Annotated in this window: 22 protein-coding genes; 15 read left to right on the top strand and 7 right to left on the bottom strand. The window is 67.9% G+C overall.

Annotated elements, in window-relative coordinates; all coding sequences use genetic code 11:
• Positions 1 to 447: 447 nt before the first annotated feature.
• Positions 448 to 678, bottom strand: coding sequence for a hypothetical protein (locus ADE01S_RS06445; RefSeq protein WP_062680677.1), 231 nt, complete (start codon positions 676 to 678; stop codon positions 448 to 450).
• 492 nt (positions 679 to 1,170) lie between these two features.
• Between ADE01S_RS06445 and ADE01S_RS06440 the strand changes: the two genes are divergently transcribed.
• Positions 1,171 to 1,665 carry a GNAT family N-acetyltransferase gene (locus ADE01S_RS06440; RefSeq protein WP_062680675.1) on the top strand — a complete coding sequence of 165 codons (495 nt, stop codon included), beginning with the start codon at positions 1,171 to 1,173 and terminating at the stop codon, positions 1,663 to 1,665.
• A 45-nt stretch (positions 1,666 to 1,710) separates the two neighbouring features.
• Here the strand turns inward: ADE01S_RS06440 and ADE01S_RS06435 are convergent, their stop codons facing one another.
• A complete protein-coding gene (locus ADE01S_RS06435) occupies positions 1,711 to 2,409 on the bottom strand; it encodes a response regulator transcription factor (protein WP_062680674.1) in 699 nt (232 codons plus the stop codon).
• A gap of 25 nt (positions 2,410 to 2,434) precedes the next feature.
• Here ADE01S_RS06435 and ADE01S_RS06430 point away from each other — a divergent pair, with 25 nt between their 5' ends.
• The 3 genes from ADE01S_RS06430 (at position 2,435) to ADE01S_RS06420 (ending at position 8,240) form a co-directional block, all read left to right on the top strand.
• The gene (locus ADE01S_RS06430; RefSeq protein WP_062680672.1) at positions 2,435 to 4,480 is read left to right on the top strand and encodes a sensor histidine kinase; all 2,046 of its coding nucleotides are present in this window, start codon (positions 2,435 to 2,437) and stop codon (positions 4,478 to 4,480) included.
• A gap of 183 nt (positions 4,481 to 4,663) precedes the next feature.
• Entirely contained in the window at positions 4,664 to 7,384 is a 2,721-nt protein-coding gene (locus tag ADE01S_RS06425; RefSeq protein WP_082775722.1) for an autotransporter family protein, read from the top strand.
• Between the two features lie 4 nt (positions 7,385 to 7,388).
• A complete protein-coding gene (locus ADE01S_RS06420; protein WP_062680668.1) occupies positions 7,389 to 8,240 on the top strand; it encodes a hypothetical protein in 852 nt (283 codons plus the stop codon).
• Here the strand turns inward: ADE01S_RS06420 and ADE01S_RS06415 are convergent.
• Positions 8,237 to 8,875 (bottom strand): hypothetical protein, encoded by a 639-nt coding sequence (locus ADE01S_RS06415; RefSeq protein ID WP_062680666.1) that lies wholly within the window; start codon positions 8,873 to 8,875, stop codon positions 8,237 to 8,239. The two genes, ADE01S_RS06420 and ADE01S_RS06415, sit on opposite strands and share 4 nt — an antisense overlap.
• Before the next feature lie 62 nt (positions 8,876 to 8,937).
• On the bottom strand, positions 8,938 to 9,297 hold the full coding sequence (locus ADE01S_RS06410; protein ID WP_062680665.1) for a hypothetical protein: 360 nt from the start codon (positions 9,295 to 9,297) through the stop codon (positions 8,938 to 8,940).
• Between the two features lie 238 nt (positions 9,298 to 9,535).
• On the opposite strand from ADE01S_RS06410, the gene ADE01S_RS06405 reads away from it, so the two are divergent.
• The 8 genes from ADE01S_RS06405 (at position 9,536) to ADE01S_RS06370 (ending at position 16,127) form a co-directional block, all read left to right on the top strand.
• Positions 9,536 to 10,300 carry a FadR/GntR family transcriptional regulator gene (locus ADE01S_RS06405; protein ID WP_062680663.1) on the top strand — a complete coding sequence of 255 codons (765 nt, stop codon included), beginning with the start codon at positions 9,536 to 9,538 and terminating at the stop codon, positions 10,298 to 10,300.
• 37 nt (positions 10,301 to 10,337) lie between these two features.
• Positions 10,338 to 11,699, top strand: a complete 1,362-nt coding sequence (locus ADE01S_RS06400; RefSeq protein ID WP_062680661.1) for an aromatic ring-hydroxylating oxygenase subunit alpha — start codon at positions 10,338 to 10,340, stop codon at positions 11,697 to 11,699.
• Positions 11,696 to 12,265 (top strand): 3-phenylpropionate/cinnamic acid dioxygenase subunit beta, encoded by a 570-nt coding sequence (locus ADE01S_RS06395; protein ID WP_062680659.1) that lies wholly within the window; start codon positions 11,696 to 11,698, stop codon positions 12,263 to 12,265. The genes ADE01S_RS06400 and ADE01S_RS06395 overlap by 4 nt, the downstream gene beginning before the upstream one ends.
• Before the next feature lie 106 nt (positions 12,266 to 12,371).
• The gene (locus ADE01S_RS06390) at positions 12,372 to 13,364 is read left to right on the top strand and encodes a Bug family tripartite tricarboxylate transporter substrate binding protein (protein WP_062680658.1); all 993 of its coding nucleotides are present in this window, start codon (positions 12,372 to 12,374) and stop codon (positions 13,362 to 13,364) included.
• A gap of 5 nt (positions 13,365 to 13,369) precedes the next feature.
• Complete coding sequence (locus ADE01S_RS06385) at positions 13,370 to 14,554, top strand: NAD(P)/FAD-dependent oxidoreductase (RefSeq protein ID WP_075873428.1); 1,185 nt, start codon at positions 13,370 to 13,372, stop codon at positions 14,552 to 14,554.
• Between the two features lie 13 nt (positions 14,555 to 14,567).
• Complete coding sequence (locus ADE01S_RS06380) at positions 14,568 to 14,894, top strand: 2Fe-2S iron-sulfur cluster-binding protein (RefSeq protein WP_062680656.1); 327 nt, start codon at positions 14,568 to 14,570, stop codon at positions 14,892 to 14,894.
• Positions 14,895 to 14,923: 29 nt separating this feature from the next.
• Positions 14,924 to 15,133: a hypothetical protein gene (locus tag ADE01S_RS06375; protein WP_062680654.1), complete on the top strand. Its 210-nt coding sequence runs from the start codon at positions 14,924 to 14,926 to the stop codon at positions 15,131 to 15,133.
• Positions 15,134 to 15,149: 16 nt separating this feature from the next.
• Complete coding sequence (locus ADE01S_RS06370; RefSeq protein WP_062680652.1) at positions 15,150 to 16,127, top strand: 2-hydroxyacid dehydrogenase; 978 nt, start codon at positions 15,150 to 15,152, stop codon at positions 16,125 to 16,127.
• Positions 16,128 to 16,193: 66 nt separating this feature from the next.
• Here the strand turns inward: ADE01S_RS06370 and ADE01S_RS06365 are convergent, their stop codons facing one another.
• Positions 16,194 to 17,186: a Bug family tripartite tricarboxylate transporter substrate binding protein gene (locus ADE01S_RS06365; RefSeq protein WP_062680650.1), complete on the bottom strand. Its 993-nt coding sequence runs from the start codon at positions 17,184 to 17,186 to the stop codon at positions 16,194 to 16,196.
• A gap of 250 nt (positions 17,187 to 17,436) precedes the next feature.
• Between ADE01S_RS06365 and ADE01S_RS06360 the strand changes: the two genes are divergently transcribed.
• Both ADE01S_RS06360 and ADE01S_RS06355 read left to right on the top strand, forming a co-directional pair.
• The gene (locus ADE01S_RS06360; RefSeq protein WP_062680648.1) at positions 17,437 to 18,339 is read left to right on the top strand and encodes a PhzF family phenazine biosynthesis protein; all 903 of its coding nucleotides are present in this window, start codon (positions 17,437 to 17,439) and stop codon (positions 18,337 to 18,339) included.
• Between the two features lie 265 nt (positions 18,340 to 18,604).
• Entirely contained in the window at positions 18,605 to 19,039 is a 435-nt protein-coding gene (locus tag ADE01S_RS06355; RefSeq protein ID WP_062680646.1) for a GNAT family acetyltransferase, read from the top strand.
• A 36-nt stretch (positions 19,040 to 19,075) separates the two neighbouring features.
• Here ADE01S_RS06355 and ADE01S_RS06350 read toward each other — a convergent pair whose 3' ends face one another.
• A complete protein-coding gene (locus ADE01S_RS06350; protein ID WP_062680644.1) occupies positions 19,076 to 20,029 on the bottom strand; it encodes a M14 family metallopeptidase in 954 nt (317 codons plus the stop codon).
• Positions 20,030 to 20,040: 11 nt separating this feature from the next.
• Positions 20,041 to 21,039, bottom strand: coding sequence for a Bug family tripartite tricarboxylate transporter substrate binding protein (locus ADE01S_RS06345; RefSeq protein WP_062680642.1), 999 nt, complete (start codon positions 21,037 to 21,039; stop codon positions 20,041 to 20,043).
• Between the two features lie 170 nt (positions 21,040 to 21,209).
• Here ADE01S_RS06345 and ADE01S_RS06340 point away from each other — a divergent pair, with 170 nt between their 5' ends.
• Positions 21,210 to 22,076 carry a MurR/RpiR family transcriptional regulator gene (locus ADE01S_RS06340; RefSeq protein WP_062680641.1) on the top strand — a complete coding sequence of 289 codons (867 nt, stop codon included), beginning with the start codon at positions 21,210 to 21,212 and terminating at the stop codon, positions 22,074 to 22,076.
• The last annotated feature ends 143 nt before the right edge of the window (positions 22,077 to 22,219 follow it).

Genomic DNA, 22,219 nt, shown 5'->3' with positions numbered 1-22,219 from the left:
AGGCAATGGCGACCGCGCCGCGATGGAAAAAAAGCGCCCGGGAAAGCCGGGCGCCAAAGGAGTGTGCGACGGTTCGTCGCGGCGATGCCGCAGCGCTCAAGGATGGTAAGGGTCCCCCGCAAGCCCTCGATGCCTGGCCGGCATGTGAGGAGGGGTGCGCAGCGCTGCTGCACGCAAGAGAGTTAGCAAGTAGTGTGCCGCTGGCTCTTTTCCGCGAGCACGCTTGAGGCGCTCCGGCGCAAACGCCATATCGATGGCGGAAATCCCCTCGCTGAGGGTTCATTGCGAACGCTTACATTGCTGTTACGAATGCCGGGCTAGGATTCGGGGACATAGACTGCCGGAGACAACCATGAGCTGTAAGACGTCCACCCCCGAACCGAACAAGCGCCGCTGGCCGTTTGGGTATGGCGAGGAAGAGTAGGGCAGCGGCGCGGCCGTAGCGCGTCATTTGCTCGGGGGGCGATGAGCCACCGCCACGGCGACCGTGCCGTCCGGAAGGCGGTATTTGCCGTCGCGCAGCCAGGTCACCGGCTCGCCGGTGGGCAGGGAGCAGATGTACTCCGGTTCCGGCGGCGCGGTGGTGCTGCGCTTGATGACCAGCCGCCGCTGCACGCGGCAGGTCGATCGGTCCGGCAGTTTGACGATGACGTCCGCGAGGCGGGTACTGGTAGCCATGATGTATTCCTCCTGGGCCGGCGGCTCGCCCGCGGGTGGCGGGCGTTGGGCGGCGTGTGTTCGCTTGGAGCTTTCATCTGTAGCACCGGCATTCGGATGAGCAGCATCCATCGTGAGGGCTATGGCAGCGGCGCGGAATCCGGCGCACGCGCGCGCCAGCCGGGGTGGCCGCGGCCTGGTCCGGATCCGGGGTTCGCGGAAGCACCGCTCGGCCGGCGGGCTGGCCACGCTCCTTCTTTCGGAGGCCGCCGAGTCTTGGGGTATCCCCCAAAAGCAGGCGTTCGGCCGAGCGGTATGAAATGTTGCGATAAGCACTGAAATAGTGTTGCGTCTAGGCATCGATACGGCAGGGCGGGTCGGACGGCGCGCCGAAGCTCCCGGTGGCGGCGGATACGGGGTGAATTCATCCGAGGGCGAATGACGGCATCGTGCTGGAGCGGCTAGCATTACGGACCCGCTTTTTTCGCCCTCACGCCGCAGAGCCGCAATACGATGTCCGACTCCCTGACCTTCCGCCCCGCCACCCCTGCAGACGCCGATCGCTGCTATGCGATCGAGATCGGTGCCTACGAGGGGGACGAAGCCGCCACCCTGGCCAAGATCGCGAAGCGCATACGCGAATATCCCGAAGGGTTCCTGGTCATGGAGCGGGAGAGGGCCGTCATTGGGTTCATCAACAGCGGCTGCGCCCATGAGGTGGCGATGGCCGACGACGCGTTCAAGGAGCTGGTCGGCCATGACGCGGCCGCGCCCAACGTCGTGATCATGTCGGTGGTGATCGATCCGGCCTTTCAGGGCCGCGGCTACGCGAGCGTGTTGATGCGCACGTTCGTCGAGCGCATGCGCGGCCTGGGCAAGCAAACCATCCATTTGATGTGCAAGGAGCGCCACGTGGAGCTGTATGCCCGCCTGGGGTACCGCTATGTACGCCCGTCGGCGTCCGACCACGGGGGCATGGCCTGGCACGAGATGGTGATGGATCTTTGACCGGTCCGCGCCGGGCGAGGGAAGGAGGGAGGCGTCCGCCGGCCCTTATTTCGCGACTTCGGCGGCCGCGTAGAAGCAGAAGCCGCTGTTGCGCACGGTCTTCACCGGCAAGGCCTGGCCGCTGAGCGATCCGATCCGGCGGCGCAGCCGCGACATCTGGGTGTCCAGCCGGCGCTGGTCGTAGTGCAGGTAGTCTTCGCCCAAGGCCTGGATGATCTCCGCGCGCGCCACGTTTTCCCCCGCGCGGGCCATGAGACACGACAGGACGATGGCGTCTTGCTGCGACAGGGGCACGGTCGGCGCGCCCGGGATGCGCAGGACGCGCGGCCCCATTTCGAGCCGCCAGCAGTCGGGCGGCGGAGATACCGGGATGCGGCGCAGGTCCAGCCGCCGCGCCAGGGACGCCAGGGTCGCGGCCAGCACGTCGAGGTCCGAGCCTTTGCCCAGGTAGTGGTCGGCGCCAAGTTCCAGTCCGCGGACCTGGTCGGCGCTGGTGTTGCGGGCGCTGAAGACGATGATGCCGACGGGTTCGCCGGCCTCGCGCAGCCGCCGTATCAATTCCAGGCCGCAGCCGTCCGGCAGGCCGATGTCGATGATGGCGAGGCGGTGATGGACGGGGTCGAACCCTCGTTCGAACTCTTCCAGGCTCGCCAGGCACAGCGGCGAATAGCCTAAATCGGCCAGAAAGTCCGCCAGTTCCTGCCGTAGCACTGGCTCGTCTTCAAGCACAATCACGCCCAACATCAATTTCCCCTCCCTGTTCGGCCTGATGAAACAGCACCGTTGCTTCGATTCCCTACTTCGGCGGCTCGCCTTGCGCCTGCTCGTCGCCATCGCGATGGGGGCGAGCCTGCCGGCGGCGGCGGCCGTGCTGCGTCTGGATGCGCAATCTCCCGTGCATGATACTGCCGGTTATCTGGAGCGCCTGGAAGACCGGGAGGGCACGCTGGACGCCGCCCAGGCCGACGCGGCGCAAGCGTGGGCGGCGATGCCGGGCAACCTGAACGCCGGTTTCACGCCCGCCACCATCTGGCTGCGCCTGACGCTGGACGTCGAGGAGCCGCTGCCCGAAGGCTGGATGCTGCGCCTGGGCAACGCATTGCTCGACGACGCGCGCGCCTACCAGCGGCGGCCCGACGGTTCCTGGAAGCTGCTGGGACACAGCGGCGAGGACGTCGACCGGGAGGACTGGCCCGTGGATTTCCGCAGCCCGACCTTTTTTTTCACGCCCGATACCGCCGGTCAGCAAGTAGTGCTCCTGCGGCTGCAGAGCAAGAACGCGATGATGAGCCGGCTGGAGGTCTGGCAGCGCTCGGCCTTCGATAACCGCTCGCGCCGGGAAGGCCTGCTGTTCGGGCTGTATGCCGGCTTCTACCTGCTGCTCATCGGCTTGCATGCCATCTTCTGGCTGGGAACGCGCGCGCCGATGAGCGGGCTGTTCCTCGCCTATATCGGCAGCTGCGTGTTCAACGAGGTGTTCTCGGCGGGGCTGGTCCAGCAGCTCAGCGGCCTGTCGGTGGCCTGGAGCGACCGCCTCCTGGGCGTCGGCATGGCCGCCGCGCTGCCCATCGCCCAGGCGGTGGCGCTGCGCCAGCTGGAACTCGCCCGCTGCTATCCGCGGCTGGCGAAATGGATGAACCGGGTATGCCTGGGCATCGCGGCCGTCTGCGCGGCGCTGATCCTGTCCGGCCATTACGGCATGGGCATGCAGCCGGTGCAGATGACGGCGCTGGCGCTGATTCCCATCCTGTCGGGCCTGGGGGCCTACCTGCTGTGGCGCGGATGGCGGCCGGCCCGGTATTTCCTGCCGGTGTTCGGCGTGTTCTACGTGGGCGTGGTGATCGGTTTCCTGCGCAATCTGCGCGTCCTGCCCGTCAATGCGTTCACCGAGCATGCCACGCTGCTGGGCACCATGGTGCACATGCTGCTGCTCAGCTTCATCGTCATCGGCCGCCACGAGCGCCAGCGGCGCGCGCGCGAGCTTCGGCAGGCCAATCTGGCGGCCGACCTGGCCCGCCAGCACAGCGAGCGCCTGGCGGTCGAGGTGGCCGAGCGCACCGCCGACCTGTCGGGCGAAATCCGGCGCCGGGAACGCGTCGAGGATGAATTGCGCCAGGCGCTGGAAGCCGAACGCCAGATCATGGCCGAGCAGCGCGATTTCGTGGCCATGGTGTCGCACGAGTTCCGCACTCCGCTGGCGATCATCGGAACCTCCGCCCAGCAATTGAACCGCAATCTGCAGAGCGCGCCGCTGGAGCGGAACCAGATCCGTTGCGACAACATCCGGGACGCGTCGTTGCGCCTGCTGGCGCTGGTGGACGAGTACCTGACGGAAGACCGCGTCCGGGAGTTGAGGAGCGAACCGCAGGAGGACTCCTGCGATCTGCGCGCCATGCTCGCCGACCTGGAACAGGCCTTCCCGCCCGGGCGCATCCATTGCGAGATCGATCCCGGCGTGCAGCCCATGCGCAGCGATGCCGGCCTGTTGCGCATCGCCTTGCGCAATCTGCTGGCCAACGCGGATCGCCATTCGTCGACCGACGACGAGATCCGGGTCGCGGTCCGCGAGCGGGAGGGCGCGGTGCGCATCGAGGTGTCCAACGCCGGCGCCCGCATTCCCGAGCCGGAGCGGGAACGCCTGTTCCAGAAATACTATCGGGGCCAGAACGCCCGGCTGCGGCCGGGAGCCGGCCTGGGCCTGTACCTGGTGCGCCAGATCGCCGCGCGACTGGATGGGTCCGTGGACCTCACCCGCATGGGCGGCGACGAACCGGTGACATTCCGGCTCAGCCTGTCCTACCGCCCCGTCTTCTGACCGGCCTCCCGCTACCCGGGTGCAGCCGGGTCGCCGCTCAGGTTTGCTCAGTTTCAATTCGATAGAAACCGGCATAATTAAAAATACTATTTACAAATTGTTATTCCGGTTGAAGGATTCGCGCGCTACCCGGCGGGCGCAGTACGTCGTTCAGCCGGCCACGCCGAGAACCGGAGCAACCGCATGGCACGCAGCACCCGAAACAAAGCACGACCCCATTCCCCTCTCGCGGCCGCCTTCCGGCCGCTGCCTCGCGCCCGTTCGGGCGCCATCCTGGCCTCGGCCGTGGCGGCCGCGCTACATGGATTGGCCGCGGCACCGGCCGCCGCCGCATCGCTCTGTGGGGACCCGAACACGACGGTGTCGGATACGCAGAATTCCCAATGCGATCTGTCCAGCAATTCGACGCTCACCGTGACCGAGACCGGCAAGATCCAGCCGATCCTGGGCACCACGGTGCTGGTTCAGGGCTCCAATGTCCAAATCTTCAACCATGGCACGCTTGCGCCCGGTTCGTTCGATACGGTCGACAACAGCCTCGCCATCGGTACCCAGTTGAACAACTATGGGACCATCGAAGGCGGTCCGGCCGGATCCGCGGTTCACAATAACCTGGGCGCGTCGATGGCCCTGCTGAACAACACCAGCCAGATTACCGCCCAGGGCACGTACGCGGTCAGGAACGATGGCGAGATCATCCAACTGAACAACAGCGGCATCATCCGCACCAACAGCTATCCGAGCTACGCCATCGGGAACTTTGGCCAGATCCGCAACCTGGAGAACGATGGGACGATATCGAGCTGGGGAGGAAACGCCCTCCACAATCTTCCCAGCGGCGTTGTCGTTACCGTGACCAACCGCAATGTAATGGACGGCAGGACGGGGGCGATCCTCAACGAGGGCCTCATCGGCGAGCTGGTGAACGACGGCACTCTCAAGGGGAACACGGGCGCCCTCACCAACTCGGCCACAGGCACGATCGGCGAGGTCATCAACCGCGGCACCATCCAGGCGATTCCCTTGCTGGGCTTCGTGGCCGCGCCGTTTCCCTCGACCGACGCGATCGTCAACGAAGGCGCCATCACCCGCGGCATCGGCAACTACGGCCTCATCGACGGCAATGTCAAGCTGGGCTCGGCGCAGCTGCGCCTGGAAGGCAACACGAGCCGCGTGACCGGCCACGTTTCGGGCGGCGCGGGCAGCTCGGTCGTGGTCAACGGGCAGTTCACGGCCGAGAACAGCTTCGCCGTGGACAGCTTCACCGTGGCCTCGGGCGCCCGCCTGAATTCGCAGTACTACCTGTTCGAAAGCCGCGCCAGGCCCTTCAGCAACCAAGGCCAGGTTTACGTACAACCGGGCGCCGTGACGACCGTCGTGGGCGACTACGTGCAGTCGCGCGACGCCAGCCTGGCGGTGGGCGTGTCGAGCGTTGTCGGCACGCCGATCTATGGCCGTCTGTCGGTGCTGGGCAGGGCCAGCTTCGAGCAGGGCACCGGCCTCTACGTCGACGTGGTCCGGGGCGATGCGCTGGCCAACCAGAAGGTGCTGACCTCGGTGATCTCGGCCACGACGCTGGAAGCGACCAACGACACCTTCGTCACGAAGGACAACAGCGAACTGTTCAATTTCAAGACGGTCGTCAATGCCGACGGCACCGTCGACCTGCGCGCGGTCCTGGACGAAGGCAACGGCCCCGACGTGATCGTCAGGCCGCCCGTCAAGCCGGATACGCCGTCCGTCGAGACGCCGCCCGCCCCGGCCCCCAGCCGCGCGGTTTCCAACCGCGTCTCGGCGCAGGGCTTCGGCCAGGGCATGGGCGCGGCGCGCGTGCTCGACGGCCTGCTGGCGAACACCGGCAACACCGGCGACATGGCCGACGTGGTGGGCGCGTTCGGCAGGCTGGCGAACCCGCAGCAGGTGGCGGATGCCGTCGCCCAGACGCTGCCGCTCATGAGCGCCAGCCTGAACCAGGTGTCGGTCAACGGAATGCAAGGCGTGAGCCGCGTGATCCAGGCCCGCCAGAACAGCCTGACCGGCCTGTCGTCGGGCGAGGAGTTCCTGGCCGACAAGCACCTGTGGTTCAAGCCGCTGGCCTCGTACGCGGATCAGGACAACCGCAATGGCGTGGCCGGCTATCGCGCGGACACCTATGGTTTCGTGCTCGGCGCCGATGCGAAGGTAGGCGAAGCCAGTCGCCTGGGGATGGCTTTCTCCTATGCGAGATCCGACGTCAAGGGCAAGTCCACGGCGGACACCAATAGCGCCGACATCGATGCCTACCAGCTTATGGCCTATGGCAGCCACGCCCTGAGCGCCTGGTCGAATGCGTGGGTCAGCTGGCAGGCGGACGTGGGCCTGAACGGCAACAACGGCCGGCGTTCCATGCGCTTCGGCGGAATCGATCGTGTCGCGAAGTCGGATTTCGACAGCACGACCGCCCACCTGGGCGCGGCGATCGGACGCGGATTCCAGCTGAGCGATGCCACCAGCTTCACCCCGTCGCTGCGCGCGGACTACTTCCGCATCCACAGCGAGTCGTATAAGGAAAGCGGCGCCGGCGCGCTGGACCTGCGCGTCGGTTCGCAGACCAGCGAGCAATTGATCACCATGGTCGAAGGCCAGCTGCAGCACCGGCTGACGGACCGCGCCGCGCTGGTCGCCAGCCTGGGCGTGGGCTACGACATGCTGGGTGAAGGCAACAGCATCGCGGCCAGCTACGTGGGCGGCGGCGCCGCCTTCCAGACGCCGGGCATGGAACCGGGACGCTGGATCGGCCGCGTGGGACTGGGCGTCGACTTCCAGGCCGCGGAAAACACGCAGATCACGGCGCGCTACGACGTAGAGGCCCGCAGCGGCCTGGCGGCCCAGACGGCGTCGATCAATCTGCGTTGGGCGTTCTGATGCGATGAAACCGCTGCTGTCCGCGTTCGCGCTGGGCTGCCTTCTGCTGTCGGGCTGCGCGAGCACGTCCGTGCAGGAGCGCCGCCAGGCCGCCGCGGCGGTGGCGCAGCAGGCGGGCTGGCAACGCCTGGAACTGGATGCGGGCGCGTTCGTGCTCGCGGCCTTCGCGCCGGCGGGGCTGGCCCAGGTTGGCGCATTGACGGTCTATATCGAAGGAGACGGCGCGGCGTGGGTGGATGGCGGCACGCCGTCGTTCGATCCGACGCCGCGCAATCCCCTGGCGTTGCGGCTGGCCATCGCCGACACGCGGGGCCAGGCGGTCTATCTGGCCAGGCCCTGCCAGTACGTCGAAGGACAGAGCCGCCGCCAGTGCGCGGCGCATTATTGGACCGCGGGGCGTTTCGCGCCCGAGGTCATCGACGCGAGCGACAGGGCGCTGGATCAATTGAAGGCCCGCTACGGGGCCGAGCGCCTTGAACTGGTGGGCTATTCGGGCGGCGGCGCGGTGGCCGCGCTGCTTGCCGCGCGGCGTCGCGACGTGGCGCGCCTGGTCACCGTGGCCGGCAATCTGGACACTCGGGCCTGGACCTCGGCGCTGGGCGTGAGTCCCTTGTCGGGCTCGCTGAATCCGGCCGACGCATGGCGCGCGCTGTCGACGGTGCCGCAGCGGCATTACGTGGGCGCCAAGGACCGCGTCATGCCGCCGGACATCGCGGCCTCGTATGCCGCGCATTTCCCCGCCGACCGAAAGCCGGAGATCGTGGCCGTTCCGGGATACGACCACCGGTGCTGTTGGGTAGAAACATGGCCGGCGCCGCCGGACGGCCTGCCGGGCATGGCGGCGGCGCGCCGCTAGAGCCACACCGTCGTGACGAGCACGGCGCATCCCGCCGTCGCGGTGGCGGCCATGATCGCGGCCAGCCGGAAGGCCAGCTTTCTTTCCTTGCGCCCCACATTGGGGTTCGCGTCGTTTGCCGATCGAAGCTGCTCCCACGTCCATGCGCTGCCGGCTTCCCGGCTGTGGGATGCGGCTGCCGCGTTCGCGCGGGCGCGGGACAGGCGGGTGAGCCTGAGCGCGGGATAGGCCAGGATCACGCCGGCCAGGAATAGCGCACAGGCGCCGATCGCGCCGGCGGTGTAGGCCGAGCCGCCGCGCGCGGCCAGGAGAATCGCGGCCGCCAGCAGGCCCACGGCATTCAGGCCGGCCAGCGCCTTGAGCGCCTGCATGCCCCAGACGCCGGTGGCTTCTTCGGAGAAATCGCCGACCGATTGCCAGTAGGCGGCATCCTTCGAGGCCGCCTGGAAAAAGAACTCCAGGTCCCGGAGCAAGGCATCGCCGCGCCTATCGGCGACGGGGGTGTCCTGATGCCATTGGACGGCGAAATTCCGGCTTCGGCCCGCATCCGCGTGATGGGCGGCGGCCCAGGTTTGCGCGAGGCGCACTGCATCGTCGAGCGTGATTTCACCTGCGCGCGCGGCACTGTCTTTCATGTCGGTTATCCCCATATATGGGATAGTTTAACGGCCTGGCACAGGCTGCGGGATGCGTTGGGTCAAGGGGCAACGCCGCGGGCGCAATGGCGGATTTCGAGCAGGCTGTTGCTGCGTTGGGTGATGACCAGATCCGTGCGTCGCCCGCCCAGGCCGAGGACGGAAAGGGCCGCGGCTGCGAGCAAACCCATCCAGGAAGGGACGAGGAGCAGCGCGTCCCAGCCCGACAGGCCAGGGTTGTCGGGCCGCTTGCGCACCTGAGTCGTCAGGCCATGCTCCCGGCAATGCGCTTCGATCGCCGCCACGGTTGCGGCTATGTCGCCGACGTTTTCCAGGAAGAACCGTTCGCGGCCGAGCAGGATGCGCGCAAGCTCGCCGGGCGGCAGGCGGTTCAGGAAATAGGTGCGCGGGCTGCTGGCCATGGCGGGTTCCTGTGGTGCGCAACCCGCGGCGTGATGGGGGAATCGGATTGCGGCGGGCTGGCGTAGTCTAGCGGCTTTCCGGCCTGCATCCGCGGCCAGGCATCCGCGCTTTCCCTAGTATCCGTCATATTTTTTATACGATTATCATATTTTCAACGCCGACGCCTCGCGCCTCGGCGCACACAGCCGAGGCAACGCGGGCTGGCAATGATGAACGTTTTCGGACAGAAACTTCCTTATGCCTACTTCAGCTTCTCGATCCCTGTTGAAAAAAGACCCGGTCGCGCCCGTCCAGGCGGAACCTAACCTGACCGACCGCGTCACCGAAATGCTGCTGGAAGAGATTACCAGCGGAGATTACCGGGTCGGCGAAGTGCTGCCGCCCGAACAGATCATCGCCACCCGCATGGGCGTTTCGCGCACCGTGCTGCGTGAGGCGGTGTCGCGCCTGAAGGGCGACGGCATCGTGCAAAGCAAGCAGGGGCGCGGCCTGACCGTCATGCAGACGGCGCGGCCTTCGGTGTTGCGGATGCAGGCGGCCGATATCGGCGATGCCGACCAGGTGCTGCGCATCGTCGAACTGCGCCGGGGCTTCGAGATCGAGGCCGCGCAGCTCGCGGCGCAGCGGCGCAGCGAGGAAGACCTGGCCGCCATGCGCCAGGCCTTGCGCAAGATGGGCGATGCCATCGCCACCGGCGACGTGGCGGTCGGCGTGGACGCCGACATGGAGTTCCATCGTTGCGTGGCGCGCGCGACCCGCAACGAACACTACCTGAATTTCTTCGATTTCCTGGCGGTGCTGCTCAAGAAGAACCTGCGCGTTTCGCGCTCGCGGTCGGCCAAGATCGCCGGCCGCGGCGCGCAGGCGCAAAAGGAGCACGAGGCGCTGTTCGCCGCCATAGAGAAAGGCGATGTGGAGCTTGCGAGGCAGCAGGCGCGCACGCACGTCGACAACACGGAAGCACGACTGCGCACGGCGGCAGCCACGGCGGAAAAGCCGTAGCCCTCCGATTGCGGGCAATCTCCAAGGGGAAGTGGCGATGGGGCGTAAATCGATAGACGAACTGGTGCGCGCGGATGAAGGGCTGATCAGCCGTTCCATCTTCGTCGACGACGAGATCTTCCAGCAGGAACTGCAGCGGGTGTTTTCGCGCGCCTGGCTGTTCGTGGGGCACGAGAGCCTGGTGCCCAATCCGGACGACTACTTCGTCTCCCGGATGGGCACCGAATCGGTGATCCTGACGCGCGACCGGCAGGGCCAGATCCAGGTCATGCTCAATAGCTGCGCGCACCGCGGCATGAAGCTGTGCCGCTACGATCACGGCAATAACAGGACCTTCACCTGTCCGTATCACGGCTGGAGCTTCTCCACCGACGGCAAGCTGGTGGAGCGGCCGGGCGAACTGGTCGGCGTGCCGGGCCACGCCACGCATTACAAGGGCGAGCTGGACAAGAAGCAGTGGGGCCTGAAGACCGTGGCGCAGGTGGTCAACTACAAGGGCGCGGTGTGGGCGACCTGGGACCCGGACGCGCCGCCGTTCCTGGACTACCTGGGCAATATGCGCCTGTACCTGGACGCGGCGCTCGACCATCGCGATGGCAGCGCGGGCGGCTCGGAAGTCATCGGCGGCGTGCAGAAGTGGCGGGTCAAGTGCAACTGGAAATTCGCGCCCGAGAACTTCATCGGCGACCTGTACCACGACATCAGCCACCGCTCCGTCGACATCGTCGGCATCGGGCCGGGCGGGGGCAGGGGGCGGCGCGATCCCTCGGCCACGCGCTCGGCCATCTGTTTCCCGGAGCTGGGCCACGGGCTGCTGGGCCGCTTGCCGTTCTACGAGGAAGGGCCTTACGCGCCGCAGTATGCGCGTTATCCGGAAGTGGAGGCCTACTACCGCGAAGTGCATGAGCGGCGCGAACGCACGCTGGGTTCGGCCATGCGCGTGCAGACCAGCGTGGGCACGATTTTCCCGAACATGTCCTTCCACGGGCGCCAGCCCCGCACCCTGGCGGTGTTCCACCCGATCAGCCCGACCGAGATGGAAATGTGGCGCATGTACCTGGTGGACAAGGACGCGCCGGAAGCCGTCAAGGAAGCGGCGCGCCATTACTTCCTGCGCTATTCCGGCCCGGGCGGCATGACCGAATCCGACGACATGGAGAACTGGACCGGCGCCACCGAGGCCAGCATGGGCACGATGTCGCGCGAACTCTATTTCAACTACCAGATGGGCGTGGGGCACGCCGAGCCGGTGCCCGAGATTCCCGGTTGTGCCGTCAACGGCGAATACACCGAGGAAAACGCCCGCATCTATTACCGCCGCTGGGCGCAATTCATGAACGGCTTGTCCTGGGACGAGCTGATGGCCGGCGCCGCGCGCGCCCAGGAGAAGGCGGCATGAACGCGCCCACCGACAACGCGCCGGCCGCGGCGCAGGATGCCAGCATCGACGATATGCAGGTCTGGTGGCAGGTGCAGCGCTTCCTGCACTACGAGGCCGACCTGCTGGACCACCGCGAGTTCGACGCCTGGCTGGAACTGCTGGACGAGGACATCAGCTACCGCATGCCGCTCACGCGCAACGTGCGCCGGGACGCCATGGCGCAGGAGTATTCGGGCCCGCGCGACGCCGCGTGGTTCGACGAGGGCATCGATACGCTGCGCCAGCGGGTCGCCCAGATCCGGACGGGCATCCATTGGGCCGAGGAGCCGGCCTCGCGCGTATCGCACCTGGTGACCAATATCCGCGTGCTGGGGGTGGAGCCGGACGAGGGCGGGGGAGAGCGCGTGCGGGTGCGATCGCGCTTCCTGATCTACCAGAACCGGTTGCAGGCCGAGGTCAGCCTCTTCGTCGGCAAGCGCGAAGACGTGCTGCGCCGCCGCGACGGGCGCTGGAAGGTGCTCGCGCGCGAGATCCACCTCGACCAGAACGTCCTGCTTTCCAAGGCGCTCACGATCTTCTTCTAGCGCCCGGCCCGTTCGGCGCCGGCCCGTCTGCCGGAGTTCGATGGTTTTCTTTCCGATCAGGGGCCGTCCGCTGAGGGCGAGACGCGCCCATCCCAGGAGTCGCAGCATGCATAGACGTACTGTACTGAAAGCCATCGCCGCCGCGGCCGCGATGGGATCCGCGGGCGTGGCGCGGGCCGGCGAGGCGGCCTATCCGTCCAAGCCCATCAGGCTGATCGTGCCTTATCCGCCGGGCGGCGTCACCGACGTGGCCGGCCGGCTGGCCGGAGAGATCCTCAGCAAGAAATTCGGGCAGCCGGTGGTGGTGGAGAACCGCCCGGGCGCCAACGGCATGATAGGCAGCCAGCACGTGGCGGCGGCGCCGCCCGACGGCTATACGCTGTTGCTCAACGGGCTGGGCGGCATGGTGCTGCCCATGGCCACGGTCACCGGGCTGCCGCTGGACATGTCGCGCGCCTTCACGCCCATCGGGCAGATGGCCGAGTTCATCAACGTGCTGATCGTGCGCGCGGATTCTCCCATCCGCAGCGTCGACGACCTGATCGCCGCGGCGCGGGCTCGCGGCAAGGATGGGCTGAACTACGGCTCCAACGGCATCGGCACCTCGGTGCACCTGACCACGGCGTTCTTCGCGCAGCGCACGGGCACCGAGCTGCTGCACGTGCCCTACAAGGGCAGCGGCGAAATGCTGATCGACGTGGTGAACGGCAACCTGGATTTCAGCTTCAGCAACCTGCCGCCCGTGATGGGGCTGATCCGCAAGGGCTCCATCCGCGCGCTCGCGGTCACCAGCAGCTATCGCAGCAATCAGCTGCCCGACGTGCCGACCATGGCGGAGCAGGGGGTGGCGGATTTCGACGTGACCAGCTGGCTGGGCCTGTACGGGCCTGCCGGCCTGTCGCCGGTCGTGGTTCAGACGCTGAGCGCGGCCTTGCAGGAAGGCATGGGCCAGGCCGCGTCGCGCGAGACGCTCAGCGCCGCCGGCTTCGAGCCCAAGTCGTCTTCGGCGGACGCCTTCGCCGAGTTGAACCGGGCGGAGTTGGCGCGCTGGAAGCAGGTCGCCGGCCGCGCCAACGTGTCCTTGAAGTTCGGAGCATGAATCGCATGGAAGACCAAACCCGCCTCACCCACGTGCATACGGCGATCATCGGCGCGGGCCACGCGGGCGTCGAATGCGCCTGGGCCTTGCGCGCCGCCGGCGTCGAGGGCGACGTCGCGCTGTTCGGCGCGGAAGCGCACGCGCCCTATGAGCGGCCGCCGCTGTCCAAGGCCCTGCTGACGGGCGCCACCAGCGAGGAGCGCATCGCCTTGCGCGCCGATGGCGCCTACGAAAAGCTGCGCGTGACCATGGTGGCGGGCGATCCGGTGGAGCGCCTGGATACCGCCGAGCGCGTGCTGCACACGCGTTCGGGGCGTCGCGTGAGCTACGAGCATTGCGTGCTGGCCACCGGCGCGCGGGCGCGCGATATCGCGGGCGTGGCGGGCGAGGGCGTATACGCGGTGCGCGGCCTGGACGATGCGCGCCGCTTGCGCGAGGCGCTGCGGCCCGGTTGCCGCCTGCTGGTGCTGGGCGCGGGATACCTGGGCCTGGAGGCCGCCTGCTCGGCGCGCAAGCTGGGCGCCGAGGTCCTGGTGCTGGAGCAGGGCGGCAATGTCATGGGCGGGAAGGTGTCCGAGCCGACCGCGGCGCGCATCGGCGTCTTTCATCGCGATGCCGGCATCGAGATCCGGCACGGCGCGGCGGTGGCGCGCTGGGAGCGCATGGAGGCGGGCTGGCGCGCGCATCTGGCCGATGGCGGCGTGGCCGACGCGGACCTGGTGCTGGTGTCGATCGGCGCGATCGCCGAAACGGCGGTGGCCGAGGCGTCCGGGCTGATCTGCCTGGACGGCGTGGTGGTGGACGAATGCTGCAGAACGTCCGCGCCTGACGTATACGCCATCGGCGATTGCGCCAGCGCCTTCCGTGGCGAGCTGCGGCGCCATGCGCGCATAGAAAGCGTGCAGAACGCGCTGGCCCAGGCTCGCATCGCCGCCGCCGCCATCGCCGGGAAAAACCCGCCCGCGCCCCGGCCGCCGACCTTCTGGTCCGAGCAGCACGGGCGCCGCCTGCAGATGGCCGGCCTGGTGAATCCGGCCCAGCCCAGCCGCGACGTGCTCCTGCCCACCGCCAAGGGATGGCTGGTGGAACGCTATCAGGAAGGCCGGCTGGCCGCGATCGAAGCCGTGGACAGCCCGGTGGAATTCATCAAGGGCGTGCCGCGCATCGGCACGCCGGAATCCCTTACTTGAAAAGGTGGTCGACATGCCCTCTGCCGTATTTGAATTGCCCGACGGGGCCGAACGGGTGCTGGACGTACCCGACGACTGGTCGCTCATGGAAGCCGCGCGCCGAGATGGCCTGGAAGGCATCGTCGCCGAGTGCGGCGGGGGCGCCATCTGCGGCACCTGCCACGTACAGGTGGACGCGGCCTGGTTCGGCCGCCTCGATCCGCCGGGCATGGCGGAGGAGGCCCTGCTGGAGGTGGTGCCGGAACGCTGCGCGACCAGCCGCCTGTCCTGTCAGGTGATCATGACGCCCGAGCTGGACGGCATCCGCCTGCGGGTGCCTTCCGCGCAGCTCGAACTGTAGCCGCGGCAGCAAAAAAAGGAGCCGCCGACATGGCCGACAACAAATCCCTCAACCTCGTCGATCTGCAGCCCGGCGCGCGCGTGCGCATGGCCGACGGCGCGGTCGCCGAAATCGTAGAGAACCCCCAGGACGGATTCTGGCTGATCGTCCGCTACCTGGATCATCCCTCGGATTCCTCTCTCGTCGGCGCCGGTGAACAACAAGTGTTCGCCACCGACGTCGAATCGATCGAACCCTGAACCACACGGAGCCGTAATGAACCAAAAACCCAAAATCATCGTGTCCGCGCCGCTGCCCGCCGATCTGCGCGAGCGCGTCGCCGCCGTCTGCGACATCGTCGACGTGCCCGTCGGGCAGAACCCCGCCGACGTCGTGCCGGCGGCGCAGCGCGCCGAGATCGCAGGCATGGTCTGCACCATGCGCACGCGGGTCGACCAGGCGCTGCTCGACGCCTTTCCCGCGCTTACCGTCAGTTCGAACTTCGCCGTGGGCTTCGACAACGTCGATGTCGACGCGGCCACGCGCCGCCAGGTGCTGATCTGCAACACGCCGGGCGTGCTGGACGGCGCGGTCGCCGACGTCACGATAGGTCTGATGCTGTGCCTGGCCCGCAACCTCGTGGCCGGCGACGCGTTCGTGCGCAGCGGCGCCTGGACCAAGGGCGCGTTCCCGCTGACCACCGATATCCGCGGCAAGACGCTGGGCCTGCTCGGCATGGGCCGCATCGGCAAGGTGGTGGCGCGCACCGCCCAGGCGTTCGACATGAAAGTGATTTACCACAACCGCCGCGAGGATCCGTCGGTCGGCAGCCTGGCCAGCTACGTCGGGCGCGACGAGCTGTTCAAGTCCTCGGACGTGCTCAGCGTCCATATCCCGCTCTCGGCCGAGACGCGCCATTCCGTGGGCAAGCGCGAGTTCGAGCTGATGAAGCGGACCGCCTACGTCATCAATACGGCGCGCGGCCCGGTGCTGGACGAGGCGGCGCTGGTCGACGCGCTGCGCGCGGGCACCATCGCCGGCGCGGGCCTGGACGTGATGGAGCAGGAGCCGCTGCCGGCGTCCAGCCCCTTGTGCGAACTGCCCAACGTGGTGCTGCAGGCGCACGTGGGCAGCGCCACCCACGAGACGCGCCGCGCCATGATCGATCTGGCCGTGGCCAATCTGCTGGACGCGCTGGGCAAGCGCAAGCCGCAAGCCATGGTCAATCCGCAGGTGTGGGAGGCCCGCGCCTGATCGTCGCGGCGTCGCGGGCGGGCATCGGGGACGCGAGGCGCGTCCCCGATGCCTTTTTGCCTGGGCTTACTTGCCGCCGTAGGCGACCACGATGCCGGCGCGCTGGGCGACTTCGCTCCAGCGCTTGAATTCCGCCGCCGAGAAGGCCTGGAATTCCGCGGCGTTGCGCAGCTTGGGCTCGAATCCGGCGCCGATGATGCGGGCCTGGAATTCGGGCGTGGCGAGCCCCTTGACGATGACGTCGGACAATTGGGCGATGATGGCCGGATCGACCTTGGCGGGGGCGTACATGCCCAGCCAGCTGGTCACGTCGAAGTCCGTCATGCCTTGCTCCTGCATGGTGGGCACGGCGGGCAGTTGCCTGGCCCGGTAGGCGCTGGTGACGGCCAGGGCCTTCAGGCGCTTGCCTTCCACCATGGCCAGCGTCGGCGGAAGGTTCATGAAACAGATGTCGAGATCGCCGTTGGCCGTGCCCACCAGCGCATCGGCCGCGCCCTTGTAGGGAACGTGGTCGAACTTCAGGCCGGTGCGCATGGCGAATAGCTCCGCCGTCATCTGCGACGAACTGCCCACGCCATTGCTGCCGTACAGCGGCTTGCGCTTGCTGGCGCGCAGGTACTCGACCAGTTCCGGCACCGAATTGGCGGGGTGGTCGGTGCGCACCACCAGCGCATTGACGAACTCCGCTACCTGGGCGATGGGCCGCAAGGCCGTGGGGATGTCCAGCGGGAGGCCCTGCAGCGTCGCTGGCGGCAGCACATTGTGGCCGAGGCCGCCGGTGGTGAGGGTGTAGCCGTCCGGCTTGGACGCGGCGGCGGCCTGCATGCCGATCACGCCGCCCGCGCCGGCGCGGTTCTCGATCACGACGCTCTGGCCGTACTTGGCGAACAGCAGGTCGCCTACCAGCCTGCCGGCAAGATCGGTCGCGCTTCCGGGGGTGGAAGAGACAATGATCTTGATCGTTCGGGACGGGTAGGGCCCGTCCTGGGCCCAGCCTCTGCCTGTCAAGGCCAGGCCGGCCGCGGACCCCATCAGTTTCAACGCACTGCGACGCTTCATGACGACTTCCCCTTGGGTTGGTTTTTGCTACACCACGTGCTGCTCCGATTCTTGGGTTCGACTTTGTACGATAAACATATTTATCGAAAAGGTACGTGCAGCGGATGGGCGTGGAAATTGCGGCTTACCCTAGGGTGCGGCGCGTGCTGTTACGGCTCCGATTTCGTCGCTCTGTGTCTGGCGGCGGCGGCGTCGGGGGGGCACACTTCGCCGGTCGCCGCCACTTCCGCGCGGCCGGAAAGGATGTTCCATGCGCTACCGTTACGTCACCGCCGATGTCTTCACCCGCGACGCCTATGGCGGCAATCCGCTGGCGGTCGTGCTCGACGCCCAAGGGCTGGATGGCGCGCAGATGCAGCGCATCGCGCGCGAATTCAATTATTCGGAAACCAGCTTCGTGCTGCCCCCCGAAGATGTCGCGCATACCGCCCGGGTGCGCATCTTCACGCCGGATCGCGAAGTGCCGTTCGCCGGCCATCCCAATGTGGGCACGGCGGTGGTGCTCGCGCGCGAATGGCAGGCGGCGGGCCGCCCGGTGCCCGAAACCTTCGTATTCGAGGAGGCGGCGGGACTGGTCCGCATCGCGCTGAGGTCCGGCGAGCAAGGCGTGGATGGGGCGCGGCTGCGGGCGCCGCAGCCGCTCTCGCGCGGGGGCACGGCGTCCGCCGCCGCGGTGGCGCGGGCGCTGGGGCTGGAGCCGGCCGACATCGATACGTCCTCGCATCCGCCGCAAGTGGTCTCGGTGGGCCTGGCGTTCCTGGTCGTGCAACTGGCCAGCCGCGACGCGCTGCGGCGCGCCGCGCCCGATGTGCAGGGCTACGCGGCGCTGCTGCCGCTGGATGGCGTGAAGTCCATCTACGCGTACACTACGGACACGGCGGCGGAGCCGCAGACGGACCTCCAGGCCCGCATGTTCACGGGGCGCATGACGGAAGATCCGGCCACCGGCAGCGCAACGGCGGCCGTCACGGCCTTGCGCGCGGCCTTGAGCGGCGGCGCCCTGCGCCTGCGGGTCGGGCAGGGCGTGGACATGGGCCGCCCCAGCCTGCTGTCGGCCGACGCCGAGCCGCGGCCCGACGGCGTATGGGCAGGGGTGGCGGGGCAGGCGGTGGCGGTGATGGAGGGCACGCTGCCGACGCCCATGCCGGCCTGAAGGCGGCGTGGCCGCTTGGCGGCAACGGGGAGGCTCCTGTATGCTTGCAGCCATGGAAGCACTGCCTGTCGCGCCCTTGTCCGGCGCCTCTCTCCGACGAATCGCTCGACGCCTGCGTTGAGTGGCTGGTCGCATCCCGGCGCTGAGTCTTCAGCGCCTTTTCCGAAAGCCACGATGCTCCTCGTGGCTTTTTGTTTTCTGGTTCGTGCTTCCCGCTGCCGAGGCGTATCGCAAGGCTTTCGTTTCCCTCAAGAAGGAACGAAGCATGAGCTCTCAAGACATCGCCATCCGGCCCTACCATTCCACGGACGAAGCGGCGATCATCCAGTTGTGGCGCGACTGCGGCCTGACACGGCCCTGGAACGATCCGCGCAAGGACATCGCCCGCAAGCTGACGGTGCAGCCGGACCTGTTTCTGGTGGGCGAGGCGGAAGGCGCGATCGTCGGGACCCTGATGGGCGGGTACGACGGCCATCGGGCATGGATCAATTACCTGGCGGTGTCGCCGGCGCACCAGCGGCGCGGCTACGCGACGGCGCTCATGCGCGCCGTCGAGCGCAAGCTGCTTGAATTGGGATGCCCGAAGATCAACCTGCTGATACGGTCGGGTAATGTCGCGGTGCGGGGCTTCTATGAAACGCTGGGGTTCCAGGAGGATGAGGTCATCAGCCTGGGCAAGCGCCTGATCCCGGACCTTTGAGGGGCAGGCGCCCGGGGCCGGGCGCCTGCCGGGCCGTCAGACCGCCACCGTCAGGTACACCGCCTCGCGGCCGACGATGGGCATGCGCGTGGGCATGAAGATGGTGCAGTCGTCGCAGGGCGAGCGGATCTCTTCGGTGCCGTTCATGGCGATCAGTTCGTCCTTGGCGTAGGTTTCGAAGCCGATGACCGGGCGCGTGAAGGTGAAGTCGGCCGACTTCACCATGTGCACTTCCAGGAGCCGGTAGCGGCGCGGCGCGGGGGGCGGCGAGGCGTCGGCCGGCGTATCGATCAGGCCCAGGTGCGCCAGGAAACGCAGCGTCACGTCGGTGGCGAGCGTGGCGGCGGACTGCGCGAAATGCTGGCCGCATTCGACCACCAGCGAGCCGCCGCTGTCCGACGCCGGATCGCCGTGGCGGCCGTAGCCCATGACGCCCGTGCCCGGGAAGATGCCCGGGGGCATCACGAGGTGGACTTCCGGCGCGCCGACGGCGCTGGCCAGCGCGGTGTTGCGGTCCATCTCGGTATAGACCCAGAACGGCTGCACCGGCGCGCGCGTGGAGTGGATGTCCAGCACGTAGTCGGCTGCTTCGAGCACCGGCCGCAGTTCGCGGGCGCGGCGCAGCTCGGGGCTGTCTTCGGGGCCGTCGAGCATGTCGGCCGACCAGATACGGTTCAGGTTGTGCACCAGCTGGCGGTTTTCATAGGGCTGCTCGATATCGAAGGCCTCGTAGGCCTCGACGTGGGCGAAGCTCACGGTCAGCGTGCCGATCTTCGGCCGCACGCCGGTATCGAGCAGGTGGGTCGCGGCCACCATGCCGCAGATTTCGTTGCCGTGCGTGATGGCGTTGATCAGCACGTGCGGGCCGGGGCGGCCGGACTCGAAGCGGTGCACGTAGGGAATGCCCACGTTGCCTTCGCGGTAGGCGGAGAGGTCGCGCGGCAGGACTTCCAGCGGCGAGGTATCGGGTTCGAAAGCAGGATTGTTCATGGGTGTCGGGCCTATTCAGGACGGATGCCGGCGCGGTCGATCAGGTCTTTGTACAACGCCAGGCGCTCGGACATCATGGCGGTGAACTGCTGGGGCGTCTGGTCCTCGGGGGGCAGGGCGCCGGCTTTTTCCAGGGATCGCGGCATGCCGTCCTGCGTGGCGACGCTGCGCACGGCCGCCAGCAGCGTGTCGATGATCTCCGGCGGCGTGCCCGCCGGCGCGGCCAGGCCGATCCAGGACATGGAGTTCAGCACCGGGTAGCCCAGTTCGGCGAAGGTGGGCACGTCGGGCAGGGAGTCCAGCCGCTTGGGCGCCGCCACGGCCAGCGCGCGCATCTTGCCGACCTGGATGTGGGGCAGGAAGGGCGCCAGGTTGTCCAGCGCGAATTGGGCCTGGTTCGACAGCAGCGCGTTGATCAGCGGGGCGCCGCCGCGGTAGGGCACGTGCACGGCCTGCAGCTGCAGCGTGTTTTTCAGCAGTTCCGCGTTGAGCTGGCCCATGCTGCCGATGCCCGCGGTCGCGTAGTGCAGCTGGTCCGGACGGGACTTCAGCAGCGCCACGAATTCCGCGAAGTTGGCGGCGGGCACGTCGGCATTGGTCACCAGCACATTGGGCGTGCGAGACAGCTGCGAGATCGAAACGAAATCCTTGATCGGGTCGTAGCCCAGGTCGTTGCGCATCAGCGGGTTGGCCAGGTGCGAGCTCTGCGAGGAGGCGACCAGGGTGTAGCCGTCCGGGTTGGCGCGCGCGACGCGCTTGCTGCCGATGGCGCCGCCCGCGCCGTCGCGGTTTTCGATGATGACGGTAGTGCCCAGCGCCTTGCCCAGCGATTCCGCGTAGATCCGGCCGATCAGGTCGACCGAGCCGCCGGCCGGAAAGGGGACGACCAGCGTGATGGGGCGCGAGGGGTAGGTGTTCGCGCGCGCGCTCAGCGGCAACAGGGCGGCGCCCAGGCCTGCGGCGATCAGGCTGCGGCGGGTCAGGGACGGCCCCTGGGGGTGATGCTTCATGAAAGTCTCTTGTAGTGACGGCGTGTTTGGTCTATTTTGCAATGAACATTGCAGGATGAAATATAAGATGCAATGCTCGTTGTGAGATTTGGGGTTATCACCTAGGCCCCATCCGGAAGACAGCCCGCGCGGGCACCCGGCCCCGGCCGCCATCATGGATCCGCCTCCGTATGAACCTGAACCAACGCATCGCCGGCTACGGCAGGAAACTCAGCAAGACCGAACGCCTGCTGGTCGAGGAAATGCAGGCGCGCTATCCGCAAGGCCTGCTGGAATCGGCGACCGCCCTGGCCAAGAAGGTGGGCACCAGCGCGTCCACCGTGGTGCGCCTGCTGGCCAAGCTGGGCTACGAAAGCTATGCGCAGGCCCAGATGGAGGCGCGTGCCGAAGTGACGGCGCGCCTCGCGTCGCCGGGCGAGCGGGCCGACGCGGTCGCCGCGGACACCCCGTCGGCGCGGGCCTGCCTGAACAACGCCTTGCTGCACGACCAGCACAATCTGAAGGAAACCTTCGCGTCGATCGACGTGGCGGCGTTCGAGGCGGCGGTGCGCCTGCTGACGCAGCGCAAGGCCAGGGTCCACGTCCTGGGTTTGCGGCAGGCGGCGCCGCTGGCCAGCCACGTGGCGCTGTACCTGAACATGTGCCTGCCCGCGGTCAGGCCGATGATGGCGCCGGGGGCCCTGTCGCTGGAAGACCAGCTGCTGTGGATCGACGACAGCGACGTGCTGTTGGCCTTTACCTTCCGGCGCTATTCGGTCGCCACGGCGGGGGCGGTGCAGTATTTCCGCCAGCGCGGCGGCAAGGTGGTGCTGTTCACCGACTCGGCTTCGGCGCCCGCCGCCGCGTCGGCGCATCACGTGCTGGTCGCGCGCAGCTCCGGCGCCTCGCCCTTCGATTCCTATACCGCGGCGTTCTCCGTCTGCAATGCGCTGCTCGCGGCGGTCGCGCAGCGCCGCAAGCAGGCGCTGGGCGACGCGCTGGAGCGCGGCGAGGGGCTGTGGGACGCCCAGTGGATACGGCAGCCGGGCGGCGAGTAAAGCGCGCCTGCGGCCTTCGCCGCCGCCTGTCGCGCAAACCGCGCGTCGGCCCGTAAAACGGGCGTTTCCGGGCCGTTTCCGGGGCTTGCAAGATGCGCTCGCACTAGGCTGTCTAGTACGTCATAACCCCTTGAAAACATTGC

It is taken from the genome of Achromobacter denitrificans NBRC 15125 (genome assembly GCF_001571365.1).
GTDB classification, from domain to species: domain Bacteria; phylum Pseudomonadota; class Gammaproteobacteria; order Burkholderiales; family Burkholderiaceae_B; genus Achromobacter; species Achromobacter denitrificans.
The sequence above is the reverse complement of the archived record's forward strand: the minus strand, read 5'-3'. Positions and strand labels throughout refer to the sequence as shown.

What these genes read in the sequence shown, in the direction of transcription:
- ADE01S_RS06435 (WP_062680674.1), bottom strand. Translation starts at nt 2,409, where the DNA reads ATGTTGGGCGTGATTGTGCTTGAAGACGAGCCAGTGCTACGGCAGGAA.
- ADE01S_RS06360 (WP_062680648.1), top strand. Translation starts at nt 17,437, where the DNA reads ATGCGCTACCGTTACGTCACCGCCGATGTCTTCACCCGCGACGCCTAT.
- ADE01S_RS06345 (WP_062680642.1), bottom strand. Translation starts at nt 21,039, where the DNA reads ATGAAGCATCACCCCCAGGGGCCGTCCCTGACCCGCCGCAGCCTGATC.
- ADE01S_RS06375 (WP_062680654.1), top strand. Translation starts at nt 14,924, where the DNA reads ATGGCCGACAACAAATCCCTCAACCTCGTCGATCTGCAGCCCGGCGCG.
- ADE01S_RS06410 (WP_062680665.1), bottom strand. Translation starts at nt 9,297, where the DNA reads ATGGCCAGCAGCCCGCGCACCTATTTCCTGAACCGCCTGCCGCCCGGC.
- ADE01S_RS06395 (WP_062680659.1), top strand. Translation starts at nt 11,696, where the DNA reads ATGAACGCGCCCACCGACAACGCGCCGGCCGCGGCGCAGGATGCCAGC.
- ADE01S_RS06415 (WP_062680666.1), bottom strand. Translation starts at nt 8,875, where the DNA reads ATGAAAGACAGTGCCGCGCGCGCAGGTGAAATCACGCTCGACGATGCA.
- ADE01S_RS06405 (WP_062680663.1), top strand. Translation starts at nt 9,536, where the DNA reads ATGCCTACTTCAGCTTCTCGATCCCTGTTGAAAAAAGACCCGGTCGCG.
- ADE01S_RS06420 (WP_062680668.1), top strand. Translation starts at nt 7,389, where the DNA reads ATGAAACCGCTGCTGTCCGCGTTCGCGCTGGGCTGCCTTCTGCTGTCG.
- ADE01S_RS06430 (WP_062680672.1), top strand. Translation starts at nt 2,435, where the DNA reads ATGAAACAGCACCGTTGCTTCGATTCCCTACTTCGGCGGCTCGCCTTG.
- ADE01S_RS06440 (WP_062680675.1), top strand. Translation starts at nt 1,171, where the DNA reads ATGTCCGACTCCCTGACCTTCCGCCCCGCCACCCCTGCAGACGCCGAT.
- ADE01S_RS06350 (WP_062680644.1), bottom strand. Translation starts at nt 20,029, where the DNA reads ATGAACAATCCTGCTTTCGAACCCGATACCTCGCCGCTGGAAGTCCTG.
- ADE01S_RS06365 (WP_062680650.1), bottom strand. Translation starts at nt 17,186, where the DNA reads ATGAAGCGTCGCAGTGCGTTGAAACTGATGGGGTCCGCGGCCGGCCTG.
- ADE01S_RS06385 (WP_075873428.1), top strand. Translation starts at nt 13,370, where the DNA reads ATGGAAGACCAAACCCGCCTCACCCACGTGCATACGGCGATCATCGGC.
- ADE01S_RS06425 (WP_082775722.1), top strand. Translation starts at nt 4,664, where the DNA reads ATGGCACGCAGCACCCGAAACAAAGCACGACCCCATTCCCCTCTCGCG.
- ADE01S_RS06380 (WP_062680656.1), top strand. Translation starts at nt 14,568, where the DNA reads ATGCCCTCTGCCGTATTTGAATTGCCCGACGGGGCCGAACGGGTGCTG.
- ADE01S_RS06445 (WP_062680677.1), bottom strand. Translation starts at nt 678, where the DNA reads ATGGCTACCAGTACCCGCCTCGCGGACGTCATCGTCAAACTGCCGGAC.
- ADE01S_RS06390 (WP_062680658.1), top strand. Translation starts at nt 12,372, where the DNA reads ATGCATAGACGTACTGTACTGAAAGCCATCGCCGCCGCGGCCGCGATG.
- ADE01S_RS06400 (WP_062680661.1), top strand. Translation starts at nt 10,338, where the DNA reads ATGGGGCGTAAATCGATAGACGAACTGGTGCGCGCGGATGAAGGGCTG.
- ADE01S_RS06370 (WP_062680652.1), top strand. Translation starts at nt 15,150, where the DNA reads ATGAACCAAAAACCCAAAATCATCGTGTCCGCGCCGCTGCCCGCCGAT.
- ADE01S_RS06355 (WP_062680646.1), top strand. Translation starts at nt 18,605, where the DNA reads ATGAGCTCTCAAGACATCGCCATCCGGCCCTACCATTCCACGGACGAA.
- ADE01S_RS06340 (WP_062680641.1), top strand. Translation starts at nt 21,210, where the DNA reads ATGAACCTGAACCAACGCATCGCCGGCTACGGCAGGAAACTCAGCAAG.